The 19,747-nt window shown below is 30.3% G+C and carries 17 protein-coding genes and 1 other annotated feature; of the genes, 14 read left to right on the top strand and 3 right to left on the bottom strand.

Going from position 1 to position 19,747, the window contains the following annotated elements; translation table 11 throughout:
- Nucleotides 1-24 precede the first annotated feature (24 nt).
- Nucleotides 25-1,974: a YgiQ family radical SAM protein gene (locus ABF633_RS03660; protein ID WP_415522126.1), complete on the bottom strand. Its 1,950-nt coding sequence runs from the start codon at nucleotides 1,972-1,974 to the stop codon at nucleotides 25-27.
- 1,231 nt (nucleotides 1,975-3,205) lie between these two features.
- Between ABF633_RS03660 and ABF633_RS03655 the strand changes: the two genes are divergently transcribed.
- The 7 genes from ABF633_RS03655 (at nucleotide 3,206) to ABF633_RS03625 (ending at nucleotide 10,581) form a co-directional block, all read left to right on the top strand.
- The gene (locus ABF633_RS03655) at nucleotides 3,206-4,348 is read left to right on the top strand and encodes an RNA-guided endonuclease InsQ/TnpB family protein (RefSeq protein WP_415522124.1); all 1,143 of its coding nucleotides are present in this window, start codon (nucleotides 3,206-3,208) and stop codon (nucleotides 4,346-4,348) included.
- Between the two features lie 258 nt (nucleotides 4,349-4,606).
- On the top strand, nucleotides 4,607-5,308 hold the full coding sequence (gene sleB, locus ABF633_RS03650; protein WP_415522122.1) for a spore cortex-lytic enzyme: 702 nt from the start codon (nucleotides 4,607-4,609) through the stop codon (nucleotides 5,306-5,308).
- 481 nt (nucleotides 5,309-5,789) lie between these two features.
- The gene (gene epsC / locus ABF633_RS03645; protein WP_415522120.1) at nucleotides 5,790-6,365 is read left to right on the top strand and encodes a serine O-acetyltransferase EpsC; all 576 of its coding nucleotides are present in this window, start codon (nucleotides 5,790-5,792) and stop codon (nucleotides 6,363-6,365) included.
- 116 nt (nucleotides 6,366-6,481) lie between these two features.
- On the top strand, nucleotides 6,482-7,462 hold the full coding sequence (gene queG, locus ABF633_RS03640; RefSeq protein ID WP_415522118.1) for a tRNA epoxyqueuosine(34) reductase QueG: 981 nt from the start codon (nucleotides 6,482-6,484) through the stop codon (nucleotides 7,460-7,462).
- A 98-nt stretch (nucleotides 7,463-7,560) separates the two neighbouring features.
- Nucleotides 7,561-8,262: a lysophospholipid acyltransferase family protein gene (locus ABF633_RS03635; protein WP_415522188.1), complete on the top strand. Its 702-nt coding sequence runs from the start codon at nucleotides 7,561-7,563 to the stop codon at nucleotides 8,260-8,262.
- 156 nt (nucleotides 8,263-8,418) lie between these two features.
- Nucleotides 8,419-9,060 carry an endonuclease III gene (gene nth, locus ABF633_RS03630; protein ID WP_415522116.1) on the top strand — a complete coding sequence of 214 codons (642 nt, stop codon included), beginning with the start codon at nucleotides 8,419-8,421 and terminating at the stop codon, nucleotides 9,058-9,060.
- 201 nt (nucleotides 9,061-9,261) lie between these two features.
- Entirely contained in the window at nucleotides 9,262-10,581 is a 1,320-nt protein-coding gene (locus tag ABF633_RS03625; protein ID WP_415522114.1) for a chloride channel protein, read from the top strand.
- An 81-nt stretch (nucleotides 10,582-10,662) separates the two neighbouring features.
- Here the strand turns inward: ABF633_RS03625 and ABF633_RS03620 are convergent, their stop codons facing one another.
- Nucleotides 10,663-11,859, bottom strand: coding sequence for a cation:proton antiporter (locus tag ABF633_RS03620; RefSeq protein ID WP_415522112.1), 1,197 nt, complete (start codon nucleotides 11,857-11,859; stop codon nucleotides 10,663-10,665).
- 199 nt (nucleotides 11,860-12,058) lie between these two features.
- Nucleotides 12,059-12,115, bottom strand: a sequence feature (sodium ion sensor (DUF1646 type); this cis-regulatory element may regulate processes involved in with the transportation of sodium ions).
- Nucleotides 12,116-12,484: 369 nt separating this feature from the next.
- Here ABF633_RS03620 and ABF633_RS03615 point away from each other — a divergent pair.
- From ABF633_RS03615 to ABF633_RS03585, 7 genes are all read left to right on the top strand, one after another.
- Nucleotides 12,485-12,796, top strand: coding sequence for a DUF2325 domain-containing protein (locus ABF633_RS03615; RefSeq protein ID WP_415522110.1), 312 nt, complete (start codon nucleotides 12,485-12,487; stop codon nucleotides 12,794-12,796).
- Nucleotides 12,774-13,388 (top strand): HD-GYP domain-containing protein, encoded by a 615-nt coding sequence (locus tag ABF633_RS03610; protein WP_415522108.1) that lies wholly within the window; start codon nucleotides 12,774-12,776, stop codon nucleotides 13,386-13,388. The genes ABF633_RS03615 and ABF633_RS03610 overlap by 23 nt, the downstream gene beginning before the upstream one ends.
- Nucleotides 13,389-13,570: 182 nt before the next feature.
- Nucleotides 13,571-14,197 carry a hypothetical protein gene (locus ABF633_RS03605; protein WP_415522106.1) on the top strand — a complete coding sequence of 209 codons (627 nt, stop codon included), beginning with the start codon at nucleotides 13,571-13,573 and terminating at the stop codon, nucleotides 14,195-14,197.
- 360 nt (nucleotides 14,198-14,557) lie between these two features.
- Nucleotides 14,558-14,902, top strand: a complete 345-nt coding sequence (locus tag ABF633_RS03600) for a phenylpyruvate tautomerase MIF-related protein (RefSeq protein WP_415522104.1) — start codon at nucleotides 14,558-14,560, stop codon at nucleotides 14,900-14,902.
- 154 nt (nucleotides 14,903-15,056) lie between these two features.
- Entirely contained in the window at nucleotides 15,057-15,626 is a 570-nt protein-coding gene (locus tag ABF633_RS03595; protein ID WP_415522102.1) for a LemA family protein, read from the top strand.
- A gap of 8 nt (nucleotides 15,627-15,634) precedes the next feature.
- Nucleotides 15,635-16,438 carry a TPM domain-containing protein gene (locus ABF633_RS03590; RefSeq protein WP_415522100.1) on the top strand — a complete coding sequence of 268 codons (804 nt, stop codon included), beginning with the start codon at nucleotides 15,635-15,637 and terminating at the stop codon, nucleotides 16,436-16,438.
- A 68-nt stretch (nucleotides 16,439-16,506) separates the two neighbouring features.
- Complete coding sequence (locus ABF633_RS03585) at nucleotides 16,507-18,477, top strand: HD domain-containing phosphohydrolase (protein WP_415522098.1); 1,971 nt, start codon at nucleotides 16,507-16,509, stop codon at nucleotides 18,475-18,477.
- A 217-nt stretch (nucleotides 18,478-18,694) separates the two neighbouring features.
- Here the strand turns inward: ABF633_RS03585 and ABF633_RS03580 are convergent, their stop codons facing one another.
- Nucleotides 18,695-19,729 carry a M42 family metallopeptidase gene (locus ABF633_RS03580; RefSeq protein ID WP_415522097.1) on the bottom strand — a complete coding sequence of 345 codons (1,035 nt, stop codon included), beginning with the start codon at nucleotides 19,727-19,729 and terminating at the stop codon, nucleotides 18,695-18,697.
- Nucleotides 19,730-19,747: the final 18 nt, after the last annotated feature.

Here is a 19,747-nt window from a genome sequence, read left to right as displayed (position 1 = left end):
ATGCTTTTTAGATAAGTAAAAATATTATTTTATTCTAGCTTTTGAGTTACTTTTCCTGGGATTATGTTTGTTAATCTTTGTATTGGTTTTATTGCTAGAAGAATGCTTTGTTTCATTAGTTGAAATTTTTCGCTTATTATTTTTAGCTTTAGTAGATTTATTTACCCTTGCCCTTGGAATAGATGGAATAAGACAATTAGGTCCACCACCTATTAAATCTTCTCTATGAGCCTTTACTAATGCTTCTTTAACAATTTTATAATTTTCTGGTTTAGCAAATTGCAGCAGTGCTCTCTGCATGTTTTTTTCATGCTGTGTTTTAGGAACATATACCTTTTCACCTGTAAAAGGATCCATCTCTGTATAATACATAGTAGTAGAAAAACTTCCAGGCGTAGGGTAAAAATCTTGTACCTGCTCTGGCTGGTATCTCATTTCCTTTATATATAAAGCAAGTTCTATAGAAGCATTAAGGTCACTTCCTGGATGACTGGACATAAGATAAGGTACAAGATATTGCTTCATTCCCAAATTATTATTTATATCAAAATATTTTTTTACAAATCTATCATAAACACTTCTGCTTGGTTTTCCCATCTTTTTTAAAACTTTATCACTTATGTGTTCCGGTGCAACCTTTAGCTGACCACTTATATGATGTTTGCAAAGTTCCTCAAAGAATTTTGTGTTTTTATCATGTATGAGATAATCATACCTTATTCCAGAACGTATAAATACCTTTTTTACCTTTGGCAGTGCTCTGAGTTTTCTTAGGAGACTAAGATATTCAGTGTGATCAATTTTTAAGTTTTTGCAGGGATTAGGGAAAAGACACTGTTTATTTTTACATACGCCTCTTTCAAGCTGCTCTTTACAGGATACATGTCTAAAATTAGCAGTAGGGCCACCAACATCATGAATATAGCCCTTAAAGTCAGCGTAATTTGTCATAGCTTTAGCTTCATCAATAATAGAATTCTGACTTCTATGCTGAATAGTTCTACCCTGATGAAATGTTAGAGCGCAGAAAGAACAGCCGCCATAGCAGCCTCTGTGGCTGGTAATGGAAAATTTGACCTCTGTAAGTGCTGGTATTCCCCCTTTATCTTCATAGCATGGATGATAGGTTCTAGTGTAAGGAAGATTATATACTACATCCATTTCTTCTTCTGATAAAGGATATTGAGGTGGATTTTGTACTATATATCTATCACCATGCTTCTGAACAATAGTTTTTCCTCTAAATGCATCCTGCTCCATAGCTTGAATCTTATAGGCATTTCCATAGGCTTTTTTATCTGAAGAAACCTCTTCGTAGGAAGGTGTCTCTACATAGTCCTTTAATGGACTTATGTCTGAAGTGATGTATTCCGTTCCACGTATATCCTTCATGTCTTTTATATTCATGCCATATTTACATAAATTTGCTATCTGAATGGTAGTTTTCTCACCCATGCCATAAGCTAATAAATCTGCTTTGGAATCAATGAGTATACTTCTTCTAACCTTGTCTTCCCAATAATCATAGTGAGCAAACCTCCTAAGGCTCGCTTCAATGCCGCCTATAACTATAGGAACATCTTTATAAGCCTCACGAGCTCTATTGCAATATACTATAAGAGCTCTGTCTGGTCTATGACCACTTTCACCTGCGGGGGAATAGAAATCATCATGTCTTTTTTTCTTTGCAGCAGTATAATGATTAACCATAGAATCTATATTTCCAGAGTTTATAAAGAAAGCATATTTAGGTTTTCCAAGCTTCATAAAATCCTTAGAACTTCTCCAATCAGGCTGAGCTATTATTCCAACAGTAAAGCCTTCATTTTCAAGAACTCTTCCAATTATAGCGCTGCCAAAGGAAGGATGATCTACGTAGGCATCTCCTGTTATTATTATAAAATCAAGCTGATCTATTTTTCTTTCTATTAAATCATTTTTACATATGGGTAAAAATTTATTGTTTTCCTTCATTAATTTTCTCCTAAATTTATTTTCAATATATTAATGTATTTCTGCTTTTAAATAGCTTTGTATAGTTATAAATGTTTTATTAAATATGAAAAACTGGCATTGCGTAATATGGGTCAATTAATAATATTAACATAATATAAGATAAATATAAATATGCAATAGTGAGAAAGTGAGAAAGGACGAAGTAACTATAAAGATTGAATAAACTAATAAATGTGGATTTTTGCTCATTGACAAGTGAAAGCTTTTCACCCGGCTTACGCGGTGAAAAAGTGAAAGATTGCCGCTGGGGCGTCAAGGTGAAAGAATTCACGGAGTGAATAGTGAAGGATGCTTTTTCTCTGCTATGTTGCGAAAAAAGCTTTATAAATAAAAACTTAATGATTATGGAATTCCAATTATTCTTTTAGACCGGTAGGTCGTTATAATAACTTGATTATCATGTAGACTTTGGATTTTATAGTAATATAGAGTGATTAGTAATAAGATTCATGGATTAATAGGGTAAAAGTAATTGTCAGTGGTCATTAATAGTGATTCAGCGCCCGCAGGGCTATGTTATGAATTTAAAACTTATAAATCGTCAATGTTATTTATTGGGTTAATGCCATCGGTCCTACGGACTATAATAAAACAACTATTTCAATTCTTCTGTTTTTAATAAATGAAAAACATTGCTTTACAATGTAAGAATACTGATAACAAACGGGCTTCCACCCAAAAAACTTTTTAAGAATTAAATTTCTATATTAAGTAGATTATTTTTAAATTTTTTCGTAGCATAGCGGAGAAAAATATCCTTTACCTTTGGCTTTAGCCAAATCTTTCACTTTCAACAAGCAAAGTGCTGTTGAAGCTTTCACCTTTCACGAAGTGAAATCTTTCGTTTTTTGTGGCTGTTAAATTCAATGCTTTTCGGGATTTTACACCACAAAAGCTTTCACTGGTTAATGAACAGAAACTTTCAAGTTAATTGGCACTTTTCTTATATTACGAATTTTAGATTTTTATAAATAAGCAATAAAGAAAAAATTTCCTTTAAAAGAAAAGTATTTTTTTCAGTGATTAAGTAAAAAATAGAATTATCTTTTATAACAGTAAAGGTAAGTTAAATATAAATAATTTGTGAAAAGGGGCTGAGAGCAGTTAGACAAAGTTTATAAAAATATTGAAATTTTTTAAGGTAAAAGAGCCAATAAGGCAAAGAAAATGATTAAGGAGTTGCTAAAAGATGAAAAGGGCGATTAACATTAGGCTTTTTCCATCTAAAGAACAAGAAATTCTTATGTGGAAGCATATAGGTTTAATGCGATATGTGTTTAATTGGGGATTAGATAAACAAATTAAACACTATGAAACCACTAAAAAGAAATTATCAGCAGCTGAATTAGGTATAGAACTTACTAAACTTAAAAATCAAGAAGGTTTTCAATGGCTTTATGATGTTAGTCATGCTACCTTAAAAGAAGCATTAAGAGATTTAGATAAGGCATATAAGAATTTCTTTAATGGGAGTGGATTTCCTAAATTTAAAAGTAAGAAAAAGTCTAAAGATAAGTTTTATTCAAGATACGATAAAATCTACTTTAAAGAAAACATAGTTAATCTTGAAAAGATAGGTAAAGTACAAAGTAGGCATAACTACGACGTTGATTTATCAAAAGTAAATAAATTCAGTAATCCAAGAGTGAGTTTTAATGGTAGAGTTTGGGTACTTTCAGTTGCTATTGAAATTAAAGTAGAAGATAAAAAAGAACAATTAAATGATTATAGCATAGGTGTGGATTTAGGTATAAAGATGCTTGCAATAACTAATATTGATAGTTTAGATACAAAGAATATTAATAAAACTCAAAAAGTTAAAAGACTAACAAAGAAATTAAAAAGATTGCAAAGACAATGTTCACGAAAATATGAAAAAAATAAGAAAGGAGTATGTTACCAAAAGACTGAGAACATTGCAAAACTTGAAAAGAAGATAAAAAGACTTCATAGTAAGTTAACACATATTAGAGAAAATCATATACATCAAGCTACTTCTAAAATCGTGAAAGCCAAACCTTTTAGAGTAGTTATGGAGGACTTAAAAGTATCTAATATGATGAAAAATAAGCACTTATCAAAGGCAATAGCGGAGCAAGGATTTAGTATGTTTATTACTCAAATGAAAAATAAATGTGCTAAATATGGAATAGAGTTTATCCAAGTACCAATTTTTTATCCTTCAAGTAAAACTTGCAGTTTATGTGGCAGGATAAAAAAAGACTTAAAGCTATCAGATAGAACTTATAAATGTGAATGTGGATTTGTAGCTGATAGGGATAAAAATGCTTCATATAACCTTGCAAAATATGGTTTAGAAATATCACTTTAAAGATATTCTAAATTGGGTATTCGTTATAACCCACTACTGAAAAGTAGCAAAGCTTATGGAGTGTTACACAAACCAAAGTAGCTTCGGCAAAATGGAACACTATGAAGTAGGAAAGAAACAAAATAATAATCTTTTATAATCTTTTTATAAAGTTTTATAGATTTTTGGTAACGGTGTACTCTTAGTAAAACTTATTTAAAGTTTTATTTAAAATAAAATAATGTAAATATATAAGTTTTGCTTAAGAGCTATTAGTATATGGAGACTATAAAAAATAAAAAAATAACATTTTCTTTAATAGCAGTATTGCTAGTTACATATTTTGGTACTTCTATTATTTTTTCTCCCTACAACAATGCTGTCAATGTTATTTCCTATAAATATGGATCAAGTGGAACTGCTGTAACCCAAATACAAACCAAACTAAAAAATTGGGGTTACTATAAAGATAGTGTAGATGGTAAATTTGGATATAATACCTATTTAGCTGTAAAAAGTTTTCAAAGTAAAAATGGATTGACGGCAGATGGTATTGTAGGAGATAGTACTTTGGCGGCTTTAGGGATAAATAATCCATCACAATCTGATAATGCACAATATTCCAGCAATAGTCAGGATTTAATGCTTCTTGCAAGATTAATTAATGGTGAGGCAAGAGGAGAGCCCTATGAAGGTCAGGTTGCTGTAGGAGCGGTAGTTATGAATAGAACAAGAGATTCAAGATTTCCTTCAACTGTTGCGGGAGTTATATATCAACCAGGGGCTTTTACAGCAACGGTAGATGGGCAGATAAATGCTAATATAGAACAGAGTTCTATTAATGCAGCAAGGGATGCTCTAAACGGCTGGGATCCATCAGGTGGAGCAATCTATTATTTTAATCCAGCTAAAGCTACAAGTAAATGGATATGGTCTAGGCCTTTAATTAAAATTATTGGAGAACATAGATTTTGTAGTTAATATATTTAATAGTCTAAGTTCAGTGAATTTATATCTTCACTGAACTTAGATTTATTATTTTCTAATTAATTAAAAAAACAAAATATATCCATAGAAGTTCATTAATATGTACACAAAAATGCGTTTATTTGCAAAATATAGTTGACAAAAAATAATTATAGAATATAATAAATATATAAAAACATACTCAAACACTTGGAAATATGTTGAAAAAGGAAAGTATTTTAAATGGAATTTTAAGAGAGAGAACTGGAAGCTGAAAAAGTTCTTAAAGGAAGTTTAAGAGAAGTGCCCTTTGGAATAGTGTCTTTGAATTTTAGTAAAAGGCAACGGTGAAGCCCGTTATAGCTTTAGGGCATATATGTGCTTGAATATGTAGCTTTTAGAGTGGATAACGAGCTATGAACTTCGTCTCTATAATGGGGTGGAGTTTTTTTCTTTTATATAAAAGAATTATATATTTATTTGAGGTGAGAGGTTAATGTTTAATAATCTGAAATACGATTTAGACAAAATAATGGAAAATGATCCTGCTGCTAGAAATAGAATTGAAGTATTTTTGCTTTATCCATGTGTACATGCAATATTATGGAGTAGGTTATCTCATTTTTTCTATAAATCAAAAATGTTCTTTTTAGCAAGATTAATTTCACAGTTAGCAAGATTTTTTACTGGAATAGAAATTCATCCAGGCGCAAAAATAGGAAGGGGTCTATTTATAGATCATGGAATGGGAGTTGTAATTGGGGAAACTGCTGAAGTAGGAGATAATGTGGTATTATATCACGGGGTTACTTTAGGGGGAACAGGTAAACACAAGGGAAAAAGACACCCTACTGTTGGAAATAATGTTCTTATAGGTAGTGGGGCGAAGGTATTAGGACCTGTGAATATTGGGAATAATGTTAAAATAGGAGCCAATGCGGTGGTATTAAAGGATATACCTGATAACTGTACGGCTGTTGGAGTACCGGCAAGAATAATTCCTCCCAGAGGAGGAGAAAAAAGTATAGTAGAAGAAAAAAATATAATAGATATGAAGGATTATATGTATTAAGTATAAAACTGCTGCTAAGGGAGCAGTTTTTTTATTAGCATAAGTATCAATGAATCTTATTTGTTCGTATAAACTCTTGATAAATAAGATTTAAAAATATAAATGGAGAAAAATATATGAGTAATAAAAGGCGTATTATAGATTTTTGCAGAAAATTAGGTATTTCAGAAATAGGTTTTTGTAAATGCGAAACCTTTTATGAATTAGAATCATATCTAAATAAAAGAAAAACTTCAAAATTACAAAATGAGTTTGAAGAAGAAGATATAAATAAGAGGATAAATCCTAATTTTTACATGGAGAAAGGTAAGACCATCATATCTATAGCATTTCCATATAGGTTTAATGAATATAAAAAAGAAGATGTATATTTTTCTTTATATACAAGGGGAAAAGATTATCATAAAGTAGTCTCCAGCTATCTTGAAAAAGTATGTAATTTTATAGAAACTCTAGGGGGGAGATCAGAATATTTTGTAGACAGTAATGTTCTTCCGGAAAGATATATTGCCTACAAAAGTGGAGTGGGTTTTATAGGTAAAAACAATATGCTTATTAATGAGAAGTATGGTTCCTATGTTTTTCTCGGAGAGATTATAACCGATTTATCTATGGAGCCGGATAAGTCAATTAAAAGTAAATGTGGGGAATGTGAAAGATGCATAAATGCATGTCCTACCAAATCCATAAATAGAGATTTTAATAATCCTAATATATGTTTATCTTATATTACACAGAAAAAACACATAGATGATGAATGGTTTAGTAGATTTAATGGCAGGTTGTTTGGTTGTGATACTTGCCAGATAGTGTGTCCTTTTAATTGTGAGGTGGATTATTCAACCATAGAGGATTTTCAGCCATTGGAGTTTATGAGCAAGGTTGATCTATATGAACTTATTCACATGGATAATAAAACCTTCAAGGATAAATATAAATTGTCTTCATGTGGATGGAGAGGCAAGAATATAATTCAAAGAAATGCTCTTATAAATTTTATGCTATATGAGAATAATAGAATGGTAGAGAATCAGAAAATAATATCACCTTACATAAATGAGTACCTTAATAGACTTTTAAATTTTAATAAATTATAATATAATAGACAATTGAAAGTTAATTTTGTAATTTACATATAGCTTGCGTATCTATGAAATTGTATATAATTTATTAATTGAAAGGCGGGATTTAAGTGATTATTTCTCCAAAACTATTAGGACTTATAGAGCTTCTTCCTACTGGAGTGGTTAGAGTTTTTGCTATTAAATTTTTGTCGAGGCTTATAGATAAACATGCAAAAATTCATTTATCGGGAACAGAGAATTTAAAAGGAGCAAAGGGACCATTTCTTTTTATAGGTAACCATTTGAGTAATTCTGATGGAATTATTTTATGGAAAGTTATGAAAGAATGGGATCCAACCTTTGTGGCAGGTGTAAAATTAAAGGGCGATGCCTTAACTTATCTAGGTACAATAGCTGTTAAAAATACAACTATAATACCAAATACTGCAGATAAAGAGGGAATATCAAACATAATAAAATTACTTAAAAGTGGGGAAAATATAGTGATGTTTCCTGAGGGAACTAGAAGTAGAGTAGGTTCTATGATAAAAGCTAAAAGAGGACTTAATTTAATTGTAAAGTTAAGTAAGGCTACGGTTGTACCCATAGGAATGTATGGTTCCGAAAAACTTCTCCCTATAGGCAAAGATTCTGACATGAATAATGAAACCTTTCACAAGTCAGATGTGTATATAAAAATCGGAAAACCTTTTGAAATGGCGAAGAGAAACAAAGATGAAGGTAGAAAAGAATATGAGGAAAGAGCTGCAGATGAAGCAATGAAGAGAATTGCAGAGCTTTTACCAGAGGAATACAGAGGAGTATATAAGTAATGTTCAAGTTAAATGCAGGCAATTGCTGTACAAAGTAATTCTATTCACGTATTAGAGAGTATATAAATAATGTTCAAATTTAAGAAACTAAATGTATTGATGGAAGTTTTCAATTATTGTTTATTTTAATATATCTAAATAAAAGTTGGTGACAAATTGAAAAAGAAAGATATTGATAGTACTTTAAAAGTTTTAAGTGAAGTTTATAATGAAGCAAAATGTGCACTGAATTTTAATAGCCCCTACGAGCTTTTAATTTCAACTATTTTATCTGCTCAATGTACAGATGTAAGAGTGAATATGGTAACTGAAAAATTATTTAGTGAATATAATACTCCAGAAAAAATGGCGGAGCTCACAGATGAGGAGCTTCAGGAAAAGATTAAACCTTGCGGTTTCTATAGAAATAAGAGTAAAAATATTTTAGCAACTTCCAGAGCTTTGCTTTTAAATTATAATGGCAAGGTTCCAAATACTATGGAGGAACTTACTGAATTACCTGGAGTTGGAAGAAAAACTGCTAATGTGGTTATGTCTAATGCTTTCAATATACCTGCTATAGCAGTGGATACCCACGTATTTAGGGTATCTAAGAGGATAGGCCTTGCCTCAGGAGACAATCCTCTTAAGGTAGAAGAAGAACTTAGAGCAGTTATTCCAAAAAAATTATGGAGTAATGCCCACCATTATCTCATATGGCACGGCAGAAAAATATGTAAAGCCAGAAAACCACAGTGCGAAATTTGCCCCATAAGTGAGTATTGTAATTATTATAAAGAAAATTTTAGTCACTTATAATTAATCATTGAGATTGAAGTATTGGAATCTATACTCAAGATTGATAAACAGAGTTCTTTGTTTCAGGTGGAATTTTTTTCTCCAGCTGAAACTTAGAAATCGTTATCCAGGGACGTAGCATCCGTTATCTCCCACTTTGATAGAAGATGGGAGTATTACGGATGGTAGTCATCGGATAAAATAAATCAAGAGGTGACTTTCATGAGATCTTTAAAAAAAATTTCTACAGAGGAATCCATTTTTATTGCAAGTGCACTAAAATGGACCTTCTTATCTATACTAATAGGTTTATTAGTAGGATCTTTCACAACATTATTTATAAAAATTATAGTCATTGGTGTTAATTTTACATCAAAATTTAAATTTTATTATTTATTTCTTCCGGCGGCATTTTTCTTAAGCAGCTTTATAATACTTAAACTTGCCCCTGATGCGAAAGGCCATGGTACAGAAAAGGCTATTGAAAGTGTAAATAAAAATAATGGGAATATGAATATAGTAGTAGTTCCTGTAAAACTTTTAACTACATTTATAACCATAATTTTTGGTGGTTCAGTTGGGCTTGAAGGTCCGGCAACTCAAATAGGTGGTGCAATTTCATCTTTCATAGGTCAGATGACAAAAATGAATGCAATGGACAAGCGTCGTATCGTGGTATGCGGAATAAGTGCTGGATTTGTGTCTGTATTTAATGCTCCTGTGGGTGCTGCAATATTTGCCTGTGAAGTTTTATACATAGGGAAAATTTCTTACATAGCTCTTCTTCCATCTCTTATATCTTCTTTTGTAAGTTATTATGTTGGACTATATATGGGAAATAAACCTTTGATTTTTACTATAAAATATGTACCTAATAATCAGGTAACTGCATTTTTAGAAGTATTTGTTTTTGGTATTGCCATTGGATTTTTAGCCATACTTTTTATAAAATTAATTAAATATGTTGAAAAAGGCTTTAAAAAAATCAAAATATATGCTCCATTAAGAGGAATTATAGGTGGTATTTTAATAATAGCAATAATTTATATGTTTAATTCTTTTCAGTCACTTGGAATAGGAGAGGGAACTATAAATAGAATTGTTTCAGGTGAAAAATTCAGTAATTCTTTATTTATAAATAAAGCTTTAGTAACTGCTTTCACATTGGGGTCTGGTGGAAGTGGTGGAATTCTAACACCTATGCTTTTCATTGGATCTTCCTTTGGAAATGCCTGGGCACAAATTACAGGTTCAAATGTAGCCTTTTATTCTGCATTAGGTATGGCATCCTTTTTAGCTGCCTGTTCAAATGTTCCAATTTCGTCCATTATAATTGCCATAGAGCTTTTTGGAAATCAGACTGGAATATATGCAGCTATAGCAATAGGAATAAGCTATATAATAGTTGGTCATGAAAGCATTTACCCAACTCAAGTTGTTATATACTCTAAAACACCTTCAGTGTCAATTGATGCAGATGTGGAAATAGGCGATATTAAAGAACAAAAAATATCAGAAAAAAAACATATTATGTGGAAATAACATCAGAATGAATTCACGAAACAGTACAGTCTCAAAATTTAGTAATGAGTTTTAGAGACTTCATTGTTTTTTATAGCTATTTTATATATTACTGCTTTCAATTAACTTCTCATTTTTGTGGGAAAATACTATTTTTAACAGAATAGGAGTAATTATAGTGGTAAGTATTACTACAATTAATGTGGGAAGAAATACTTCCTCGGATATAAGCTTTCTTTGGAGGCATATATTTGCAGTTATTATAGCTACTTCACCTCTTGAAATCATACCTACTCCAATTTGAAGGGATTCGCTTTTACTCATTTTCAGCATTCTGGCAGCAATACCGCAGCCCGCTATTTTTCCTATTACCGCCACTATGAACATTACTACGGTTATAAGTATTACTTCTAAATTCAATGCATTTAAATTTGCTTCAAGGCCAACGCTGGCAAAGAATATGAGAGATAAAAATCCAGAAGAAATGGCTTTTATGTTTCGTCCTATATATTCCTTGTAATGCAGCGATGAAAGAATAAGACCACATATATAAGCTCCTGTAATTGTAGCTATTCCCAAAGATTCAGCTATAAAGGCCATTAATAGGGCAAAGGCTATGGAAAATGTAAGTACAGATCGCCTTGGCTTTATATTTTTAGAGAATTTAATCATATATTTTGGTAAATATGCCACCGCAAATATTGAGCCGATGCAGAATAGGATTATCTTTGTAAAGGTTAATAAGAGTATTACAGCAGTGGAAGAGGCAGTACCTGCTGAAGTATTTGTCTGAGCTAAAGCCAGGACTAAAGAAATAAGAATAAGACCAAGTACATCGTCTATTACTGCGGCCCCTAAAATATTAATTCCAGATCTGGTATTTAATTTACCTAGTTCTGTTAAAGTTTGAACTGTTATACTGACGCTGGTAGCTGTTAAAATTACTCCAATGGTAATATTTTCCCATAAATTATTGAAAAACATATAGGCAGATAATGTACCCAGAATTAAAGGAACCGTAATCCCCATTATTGCAATTATAAGTGCAGATAAGCCTGATTTTTTAAATTCCTGTACATTTGTTTCTACCCCTGCAAGAAACATTAACATGATAACTCCTAGCTCTGAAAGCAGCTTTATATTATCATCATAATGCACAATATTTAATACTACGGGTCCAAGAATTACACCAGCTATTAAAGCTCCAAGAACTTCAGGCATTTTAAATTTTTTGCTTATTAGTCCTCCTATTTTTGTGAATATTAGTATTAAAGCTATATTTAATAAAGTTATTTCCATAAAGACCTCCTTGTTCAATAATTTAAATTATTTTTAATATGCAAATTGCAATTTAAATTATACATTTTAATAATATAACTAACTGCAATATAAGTTAAATCAATAGTTGTTTTGTAATGAATATTAGAATGTTATGCTATTTTAATGTAAGAGGCATTAAAATATTTTAAAATAACGACAAAAAAGCGGCAAGTATTGAAACTTTCCACCCCAAAAGTTATAATCTCTTGAAAACAAATAAATTATTTGTCCAACCGAAATACAAATATTAATTTTAACTTGATACTAGCATAAATATAATATTAAGTCAATTCATAGTTTATAGCTTATGCAATTTGTAATGCAGAATTTGTATAACAAATATTAGCTTAAAAATAATCTGAAATCCCATTGCTTTGTTTGAAACTTTTATGTTGATGCCTAATTATAAATTGTAGATATCATATTAATATAAAATTTTTACTACAAAATTACAATCAAAGTGATAAAAAAAAGTATAAATGGAAATAATATATTTACAAGTAATAAAATTTATATTAAAATGAAAATGAGAATCAATATCAATATATAAATGAAAATTAATAGAGAATATTTTGTTTAATTAAAATAATAGGAGGGAAGATTTATGAGTATTTTACTTGTTGGGGGAGACAAACTGGATAATATAAAGGAAAAGTTAACGGAAAAGGGATTTCAGAATATAGAGCATGTTAGTGGTAGAAAGAAGAGCGACAAGAAGATAAAAATTCCTGAAAATACAGATTTAGTTTTAGTTTTTGTAGATTATGTAGGACACAAGCTTTCACAAGCTATAAAGGAGCAATCCAGAAAGTATGATGTAAGAATTGCTTTTAGTAAACGTTCTTGGACGTGTATGGAGAAGACTATTCAAAAATATATTGAGGACATAGGAAATGATAAGCGAAGTTCTATTTAGAACTAAAGAAAAGACTATATATCATGATATTATTGAAAGCTTGGTAACAGCTCTTGAAGCTAAGGACATTTATACAAGTGGTCACTCGGAAAGAGTTGCTTTTTTATCCTATGAATTATCTAAAAAAATTGGTCTAAAAGGATTAGATATTGAAAATATCCATATAGCCGCTCATCTTCATGACATTGGGAAAATAGGTGTACCTGACAAGGTATTGAATAAACAAGGAAAATTACTACCACATGAATGGGAGTATATGAAGATGCATCCTAAAATAGGATATAATATTTTGAGTAAGTCGAAAAAATTAAAGCATATAGGAAAAATGGTATTGTATCATCATGAAAGATGGGACGGAAAAGGATATCCCAATGGACTTATTCGAACAGATATTCCATTAGGTGCAAGGATAATAGCTATATGTGATTCCATTGATGCAATGACATCTAATAGACCTTATAGAGAAGCAATGGGTTTTCAGATCTGTATGAAGGAAATATTAATTAACAAAGCTATTATGTTTGATCCATACATAGTTGAGTGTATTGAGGATAATTTAAATTTTATGAGGGAAATTATTAATATAAAATAAAATTATAATAAATTTATGTTGTTTTAAAATTTTTAATATTAAAAGCTTTAATACTGGCAATGCAGTTAATACCAGCGTTAAGGCTTTTATTTTATATTTGCATAATAATTTAAAAAATGAGGAAAATAAAAAAATTGATAATTAAATATATTTTTATCTTGCAGCAAAGGGAGTGGAATGATATGACAAATGCCTTTTTTAGTGAAATAATCTCGGCTACTGCAATCATAAGCGGAACTCTTATAGGTGCCATATGCAGTTATCTTATAGCTAAAAGTACTACTAATAAAAGTACAAAGGTTCAAAATGAAATATTTAATGAAAGCAGAAGATTAGAAGAAAATATAAGAAAAAAAAACACTTGTCAATATGCAAATATACTACAGCTAGATATATGTACAGCCATATTTCAAAGTATAAGGTCAATAAAAAATATTAATAGTAATGAAAATAATAAATATCCAATTTATATACCGGTAAATACTCAATATTCTAAAGCCATTGCATTTCTTACGGATGATTTTAATTTAAAAGAAATGAGTTATTTATATCAATTATATGGAATTATTGAAAAGATAAATTATGATATAAAAAATTTGAATTATAAAAATAATAGAGATTATGATTCTATAAAAATAGATTTTGAAATATTTCTAGAAAAGCTTTATGGGAAAAATATGAATATAATTTTAAATTTGGACGTAGATAATGAAATTACTTATGAAGAATTAATAAGTAATAATTTTATAAAAGATGGTTATAAAATTGTACTTCAGAAATTAAATAAAATTTGTAATTCTTCAAAATAAATTTTTAGTATAATAAGAAGCTATCTTATGGGAAATAAACAATTAATCAATTTTTGCCAAAAGTTTAATTATTATATGGAACTATATAAGGCACATTCAAATAAATAACTAGTCAGTATGCTGGTCTATTTTGAATCCTACTACGTCAACAGAACCCTCAGATAGCTCACTATCCTGGTCACCTGTTTCCTTGTATGATTCAAAATATCCGTCGCATCTTTGACTTACTATTTATTTTCATATGCCTAAAATGAATAATTAAATGTAATTTTATTAATAACATGATATAATTTAATTAGAAAATTTAGAATAAATGGTAAAAAAGAAACTTTAATATAAACTTAGTAGGAGAGTGTTGGAATGCCTTATATTAACTCAAATTTAACAATGAAACTTACAGAGGAAAAGAAAAATACAATAAAAGAGAAGTTAGGGGAACTTATAAGCATTTTACCTGGCAAAAGTGAGGAGTGGCTATTTGTAGGATTTAATGATAATAAGACTTTATACTTTAGAGGAGAAAAAAAAGAAAGAGCGGCGGTTGTAGAAGTACAAATATGTGGAAGTGTAAGTAGAGAAAGTAAAGAAAAACTTACTGGTGCCATTTGCAATTTATTAAGGGAAGAACTTAATATTGATGGAGAAAGTATATATGTGATTTTTCATGAAATTAATGATTGGGGTTATAATGGAACTCTATTTTAGAATATATTTTTCAAGAATATAAATTTATAGTATTTCTTTGTATGGAAACACATAGAATTAAAAGTAAATTTCATAAATATTTAGGAAAGGAAAAGGTTGACATCTTAATAAATAAGAGATGAATTTTATATAATATTCTGTCAACGGTAATTATATGAGTAAAACTTTAAAAACAATAATAATAGTCATAGTAATTGCATTAGTTATTATTGTGCCAATTATAGGCACCTACAATTCTATGGCGGCTTTAAATCAAAAGGTAAATAGTTCATCCTCAAACATAGATACCCAGCTGCAGAGAAGATCTGATCTAATTCCTAATCTTGTGGCTACAGTGAAAGGATATGCTTCTCAGGAAAAAGGTATTTTTACCGATATCGCCAATGCAAGGGCGAAGCTGGGTAGTGCTCAGGGAATACAGGAAAAAGCAGATGCAGATAATCAACTATCTCAATCATTGTCAAGACTTTTAGTTGTAGTGGAAAATTATCCGGATTTAAAGTCCAACCAGAATTTTAGAGATTTATCTGTAGCACTTGAGGGCAGCGAAAATAGAATTTCTGTAGCAAGGCAGGATTATAATAATGCTGTAAATGATTATAATACATCTATAGTGAAGTTTCCTAGCAATATTGTAGCTAGAATTTTTGGATTTACTTCTAAGCCTTATTATAAGGCTGATGCAGGAGCTTCTCAGGTACCTAAAGTTGATTTTACAAAGTAGGGATTATTATGAATAAAATTAAAGGTAAGCTAATATTAATATTGATGATATTAATATTAGTAATTATAGTATCGGTGTTGCATATAAAAGCACAACCTCAACCTCTTTCACCTACAAGTCTTAAATATGTAAATGACTATGCAGGTATAATGGACGATAGTACAAAACAGTATATTGTATCTGTTGGAAATGAACTTGAAAATAAAACCGGTGCCCAGTCAGTGGTGGTTATAATTAATTCATTAGATGGCAGGGATATAGAAAGTTATGCTAATGGACTTTTCAGAGAATGGGGTATAGGTCAGAAGGATAAAAACAATGGTTTACTTATACTCATTTCTATGAAAGACAAGAAATGGAGGGTAGAAGTAGGAAAAGGCCTGGAGGGTACTATAACTGATATTTATTCTGCAAGAATTATGGATTCTGTGGCTGCACCTAAATTTTCAACTGGAAATTTTAATCAGGGCATAAAAGATGCTTATTCTGTATTTGCGGATGACATAGCAAAATCTTATAATGTAAAACTAGAAAAGAATTCACACATAAAAATAAATGAAAATAGCGATAAAAATACCAGAGGAATAGTGAGTTTAATACCAACTGCTGCTATAATTTTGATTGTTATAATTCTAATCTTAAGGTCTTTTAGAAATGGACCAAGAGGTGGAAGCGGATTTGGTGGCGGGGGTTTTGGCGGATTTGGTGGAGGCGGATTCGGTGGTTCAAGTGGAGGATCTTCTGGTGGAAGTGACTTCGGTGGTTTTGGTGGTGGAGATTCCGGCGGCGGCGGGTCTTCGGGAGGTTGGTAGCAAAATAAGTGATAGCCTTAGTAATTTGACCTTGAGCCCAGTATTATTTCATAGAGAGGGTAAAGAATATGTACACACAGAAAAATAAATCTATTCTAAGGCTTTACAGAGAGCAGCTTGCAATAATTGTTATACTACTTACTTCAGCAATAATCGTTTTTTTCTCATTACTAATGGTGAATGTATATAGAAATCATCAAGGTATTAATCTTTCTAATTCACTTTCAGAACAAATAACATTGACGCAGATTATGGCAAAAGATTCTAATAGAGTTTTTGAAATAGAATCTTTGCTGCAAGTATACGATGGCAATGGTGAATCAAAGGAATCCCTACAAAATAAAGTAAATGAAACTTTAAAAGACTTAAAACAGGCAGAGAATAGCTATATTAAACAGTATAACTTTATAAAACAGGGATACATAGTTCAAGATAATGCTATAGTGAGCTTTAAGGGAATGCGTAATGATAATTTAAATAATATCTTTATTAAGCATGATAAAATTTGGCCGCAATATTATGAAAGTATAAATGTAGTTTTTAATAACAAAAGTAATCTTACGGAATTATTAAAAGCTACAAGATACATAAACGAGAATAATCAGATACTTCTAGACTATAATGAAAAAATGGCAAATTTAATTAAAGAATATGATAATAATAGAATGCAGGTTTATATTAATATTCTAACTGCTGTCGGAATATTAATATTAATAATATTAGCTGTATTTATGACAAACACTTATATAAATTTATTTCTGCCTATGAATCAATTTTATAGGGGAATGACTAATATAGGAATTAATGACCTCAACGTAGCCATACCTAAATTTAGGAGAGAGGAATTAAAACCTGTATTTTACGAGGTACAAACTGTATTCGATAAGTTGAAGAGTTTGATTAACATAATTGAAGATTTGAGTAAAAATTTACCTTTTAAAGATATATTGGATAAAATCTTCAATTCTTTTCAAGAATATGTTCCTTATACATATATAGGAGTAGCACTTATTGAAGATGATGGTAAGTTTATAAAAGCTTCTTACGCCTCAGCGGGAAAAGAACATGAAAATCTAGCTAAAAGGATGTTGGGTATAAAGGCAGAAATTGTTAGTACAAGCCTTTACAAAATATTAAAAGATAAAAAAGCAAGGCTTATAAATGATTTAGAGGAATATGTGAATGGAAAAAATGTACGTGAATACAATAAAATATTACTAGAAGAAGGTATAAAGTCATCAATAACTTTTCCGTTAATAAATAATGACAGTCCTATAGGAATAATATTTTTTTCCAGCAATCAAAAAAACATTTACAAAAAAGAACATATAGAATTTCTTGAAATAGTTGCCAATAGCATTATGCTAAGTCTTGAAGAAGATATTTTAATTGAAGATATGATTGTAAGCTCAACTTTAGCTCTAGCAGTTCTAACAGAAGAAAGAGATCCAGAAACAGGGGAACATTTGGATAGAATGAAAATTTATTCAAGAATGTTAGCTGAATATTTATCAAAGGAGGACAAATATAAGGACATAATTGATATGACTTATATAAATTCCATAGAAAGATTTAGTCCTCTTCATGATATAGGAAAGGTAGCTATAAGGGATGATATATTGCTAAAGCCTGATAAATTAACGGAAGAGGAATTTGAAATAATGAAAACACATACTACTTATGGTGGAAAAGTATTAAGATTGGCAGATGAAAATCTGATGAAAAAAGGTAGAAGTGTATTTAAAATGGCCATTGAAATAGCAGAAGGGCATCATGAATGGTGGAATGGTACAGGCTATCCTTACGGGAGGAGCGGTGAAGAAATTCCACTTAGCGCAAGAATAGTTTCTATAGCTGATGTATTTGATGCATTAACAAGTAAAAGACCATATAAAAAGGCATTTTCTTTTGAGGATTCCATAGAAATTATAGCTCAGGATACAGGTAAGCATTTTGATCCATATATTGCAGAAGTATTCTTTAAAAATATTGATAGATTTAGGGCTAGATATAGAAGATTTAATAGACAGCGTCAATAAATTTTTTATATAAATATTCTCAATTTATTTTGAATAATTAATAGATATTGTGCAGAATAAAATAAGTATAAAGACTACTATAGCATTTAGTTTAAAGAGTGTATTATAGTAGTCTTTTATTTAAGGTTGGAAAAGTATATTCATCTAAATAAGTATCTCAGATACTTATTATTTACAAAATTTTTGTAAGAAAAATTGAGATTTGCCAATAGTTAAATTAGCTTTTCATGCAGTAATTAATTATTAAATCCAATGTAGATAATATTCCATCAATATGAGTTCTCTCATAGCCGTGAGATGCATAAACGCCAGTGCCTATAAGAGCAGTTTTTATGTCCCAGCCAGCTCTTAAAGCTGCAGAAGCATCAGAACCATAGTGAGGATAAATATCTGTTTTGTAAAATATATTTTTGTCTTTGCATATATTGGTGAGCTTTTTTCTAAGTTCTAAATCATAGGGACCAGAGGAATCTTTTGCGCAAATACAGACACTGTATTCGGAAGAATTCTGACCGGTACCAGGTGCGCCCATGTCTACTGCAATAAACTCTTTTGTATCTTCAGGTATGCAGGAGCCACCATGGCCCACCTCCTCATAATTGGTAAATAAAAAATTAACGGTATAAGGAAGTTCTATATTGTTTTCCGTAATATATTTTATAGCATAAAGCAATATAGCAGTACTTGCTTTATCATCTAAATGTCTGCTTTTTATAAATCCGCTGTCAGTAAATTTTATTCTAGGATCAAAGGTAATGAAATCACCTACGTCTATACCCAAATTTTCTACATCTTCTTTTGTAGTAACCTTTTCATCCAGCACTACTTCCATATTTGAGGATTCTCTTTTTAAATCTTTTGCATCACTATGGATATGAACTGAGGGTTTTATAGTTTGTATAGTACCACTAAAGCTTTTACCTTCCAAAGTTTCAACTATACAATTTTCACCTTCGATTGAATTCATCATAAATCCACCTATAGGAGATAGTGCGAGAGTTCCTTTAGATTTAATTTCCTTAACCATGGCACCCAAAGTGTCTACATGACAGGAGAAAGTTTTTATATAATCTTTATTTTTACCATCTATTTTTGCCACAACTGAGCCCTTATTTTTCGTATAATAAAACACATTCAATAAATGTAATTCTTCCTTTATATAATCCATTATATTGCAAGTAAAGCCACTTGGACTAGGAATAGCAAGAATATTATTAAGATAATATTTGATTTTGTCAACATTATACATCATATCACTTCCTTTCTCATA

The sequence above is a fragment of the Clostridium sp. genome (genome assembly GCF_047718555.1).
In the GTDB taxonomy this organism is placed as follows: domain Bacteria; phylum Bacillota; class Clostridia; order Clostridiales; family Clostridiaceae; genus Clostridium_I.
The sequence above is the reverse complement of the archived record's forward strand: the minus strand, read 5'-3'. Positions and strand labels throughout refer to the sequence as shown.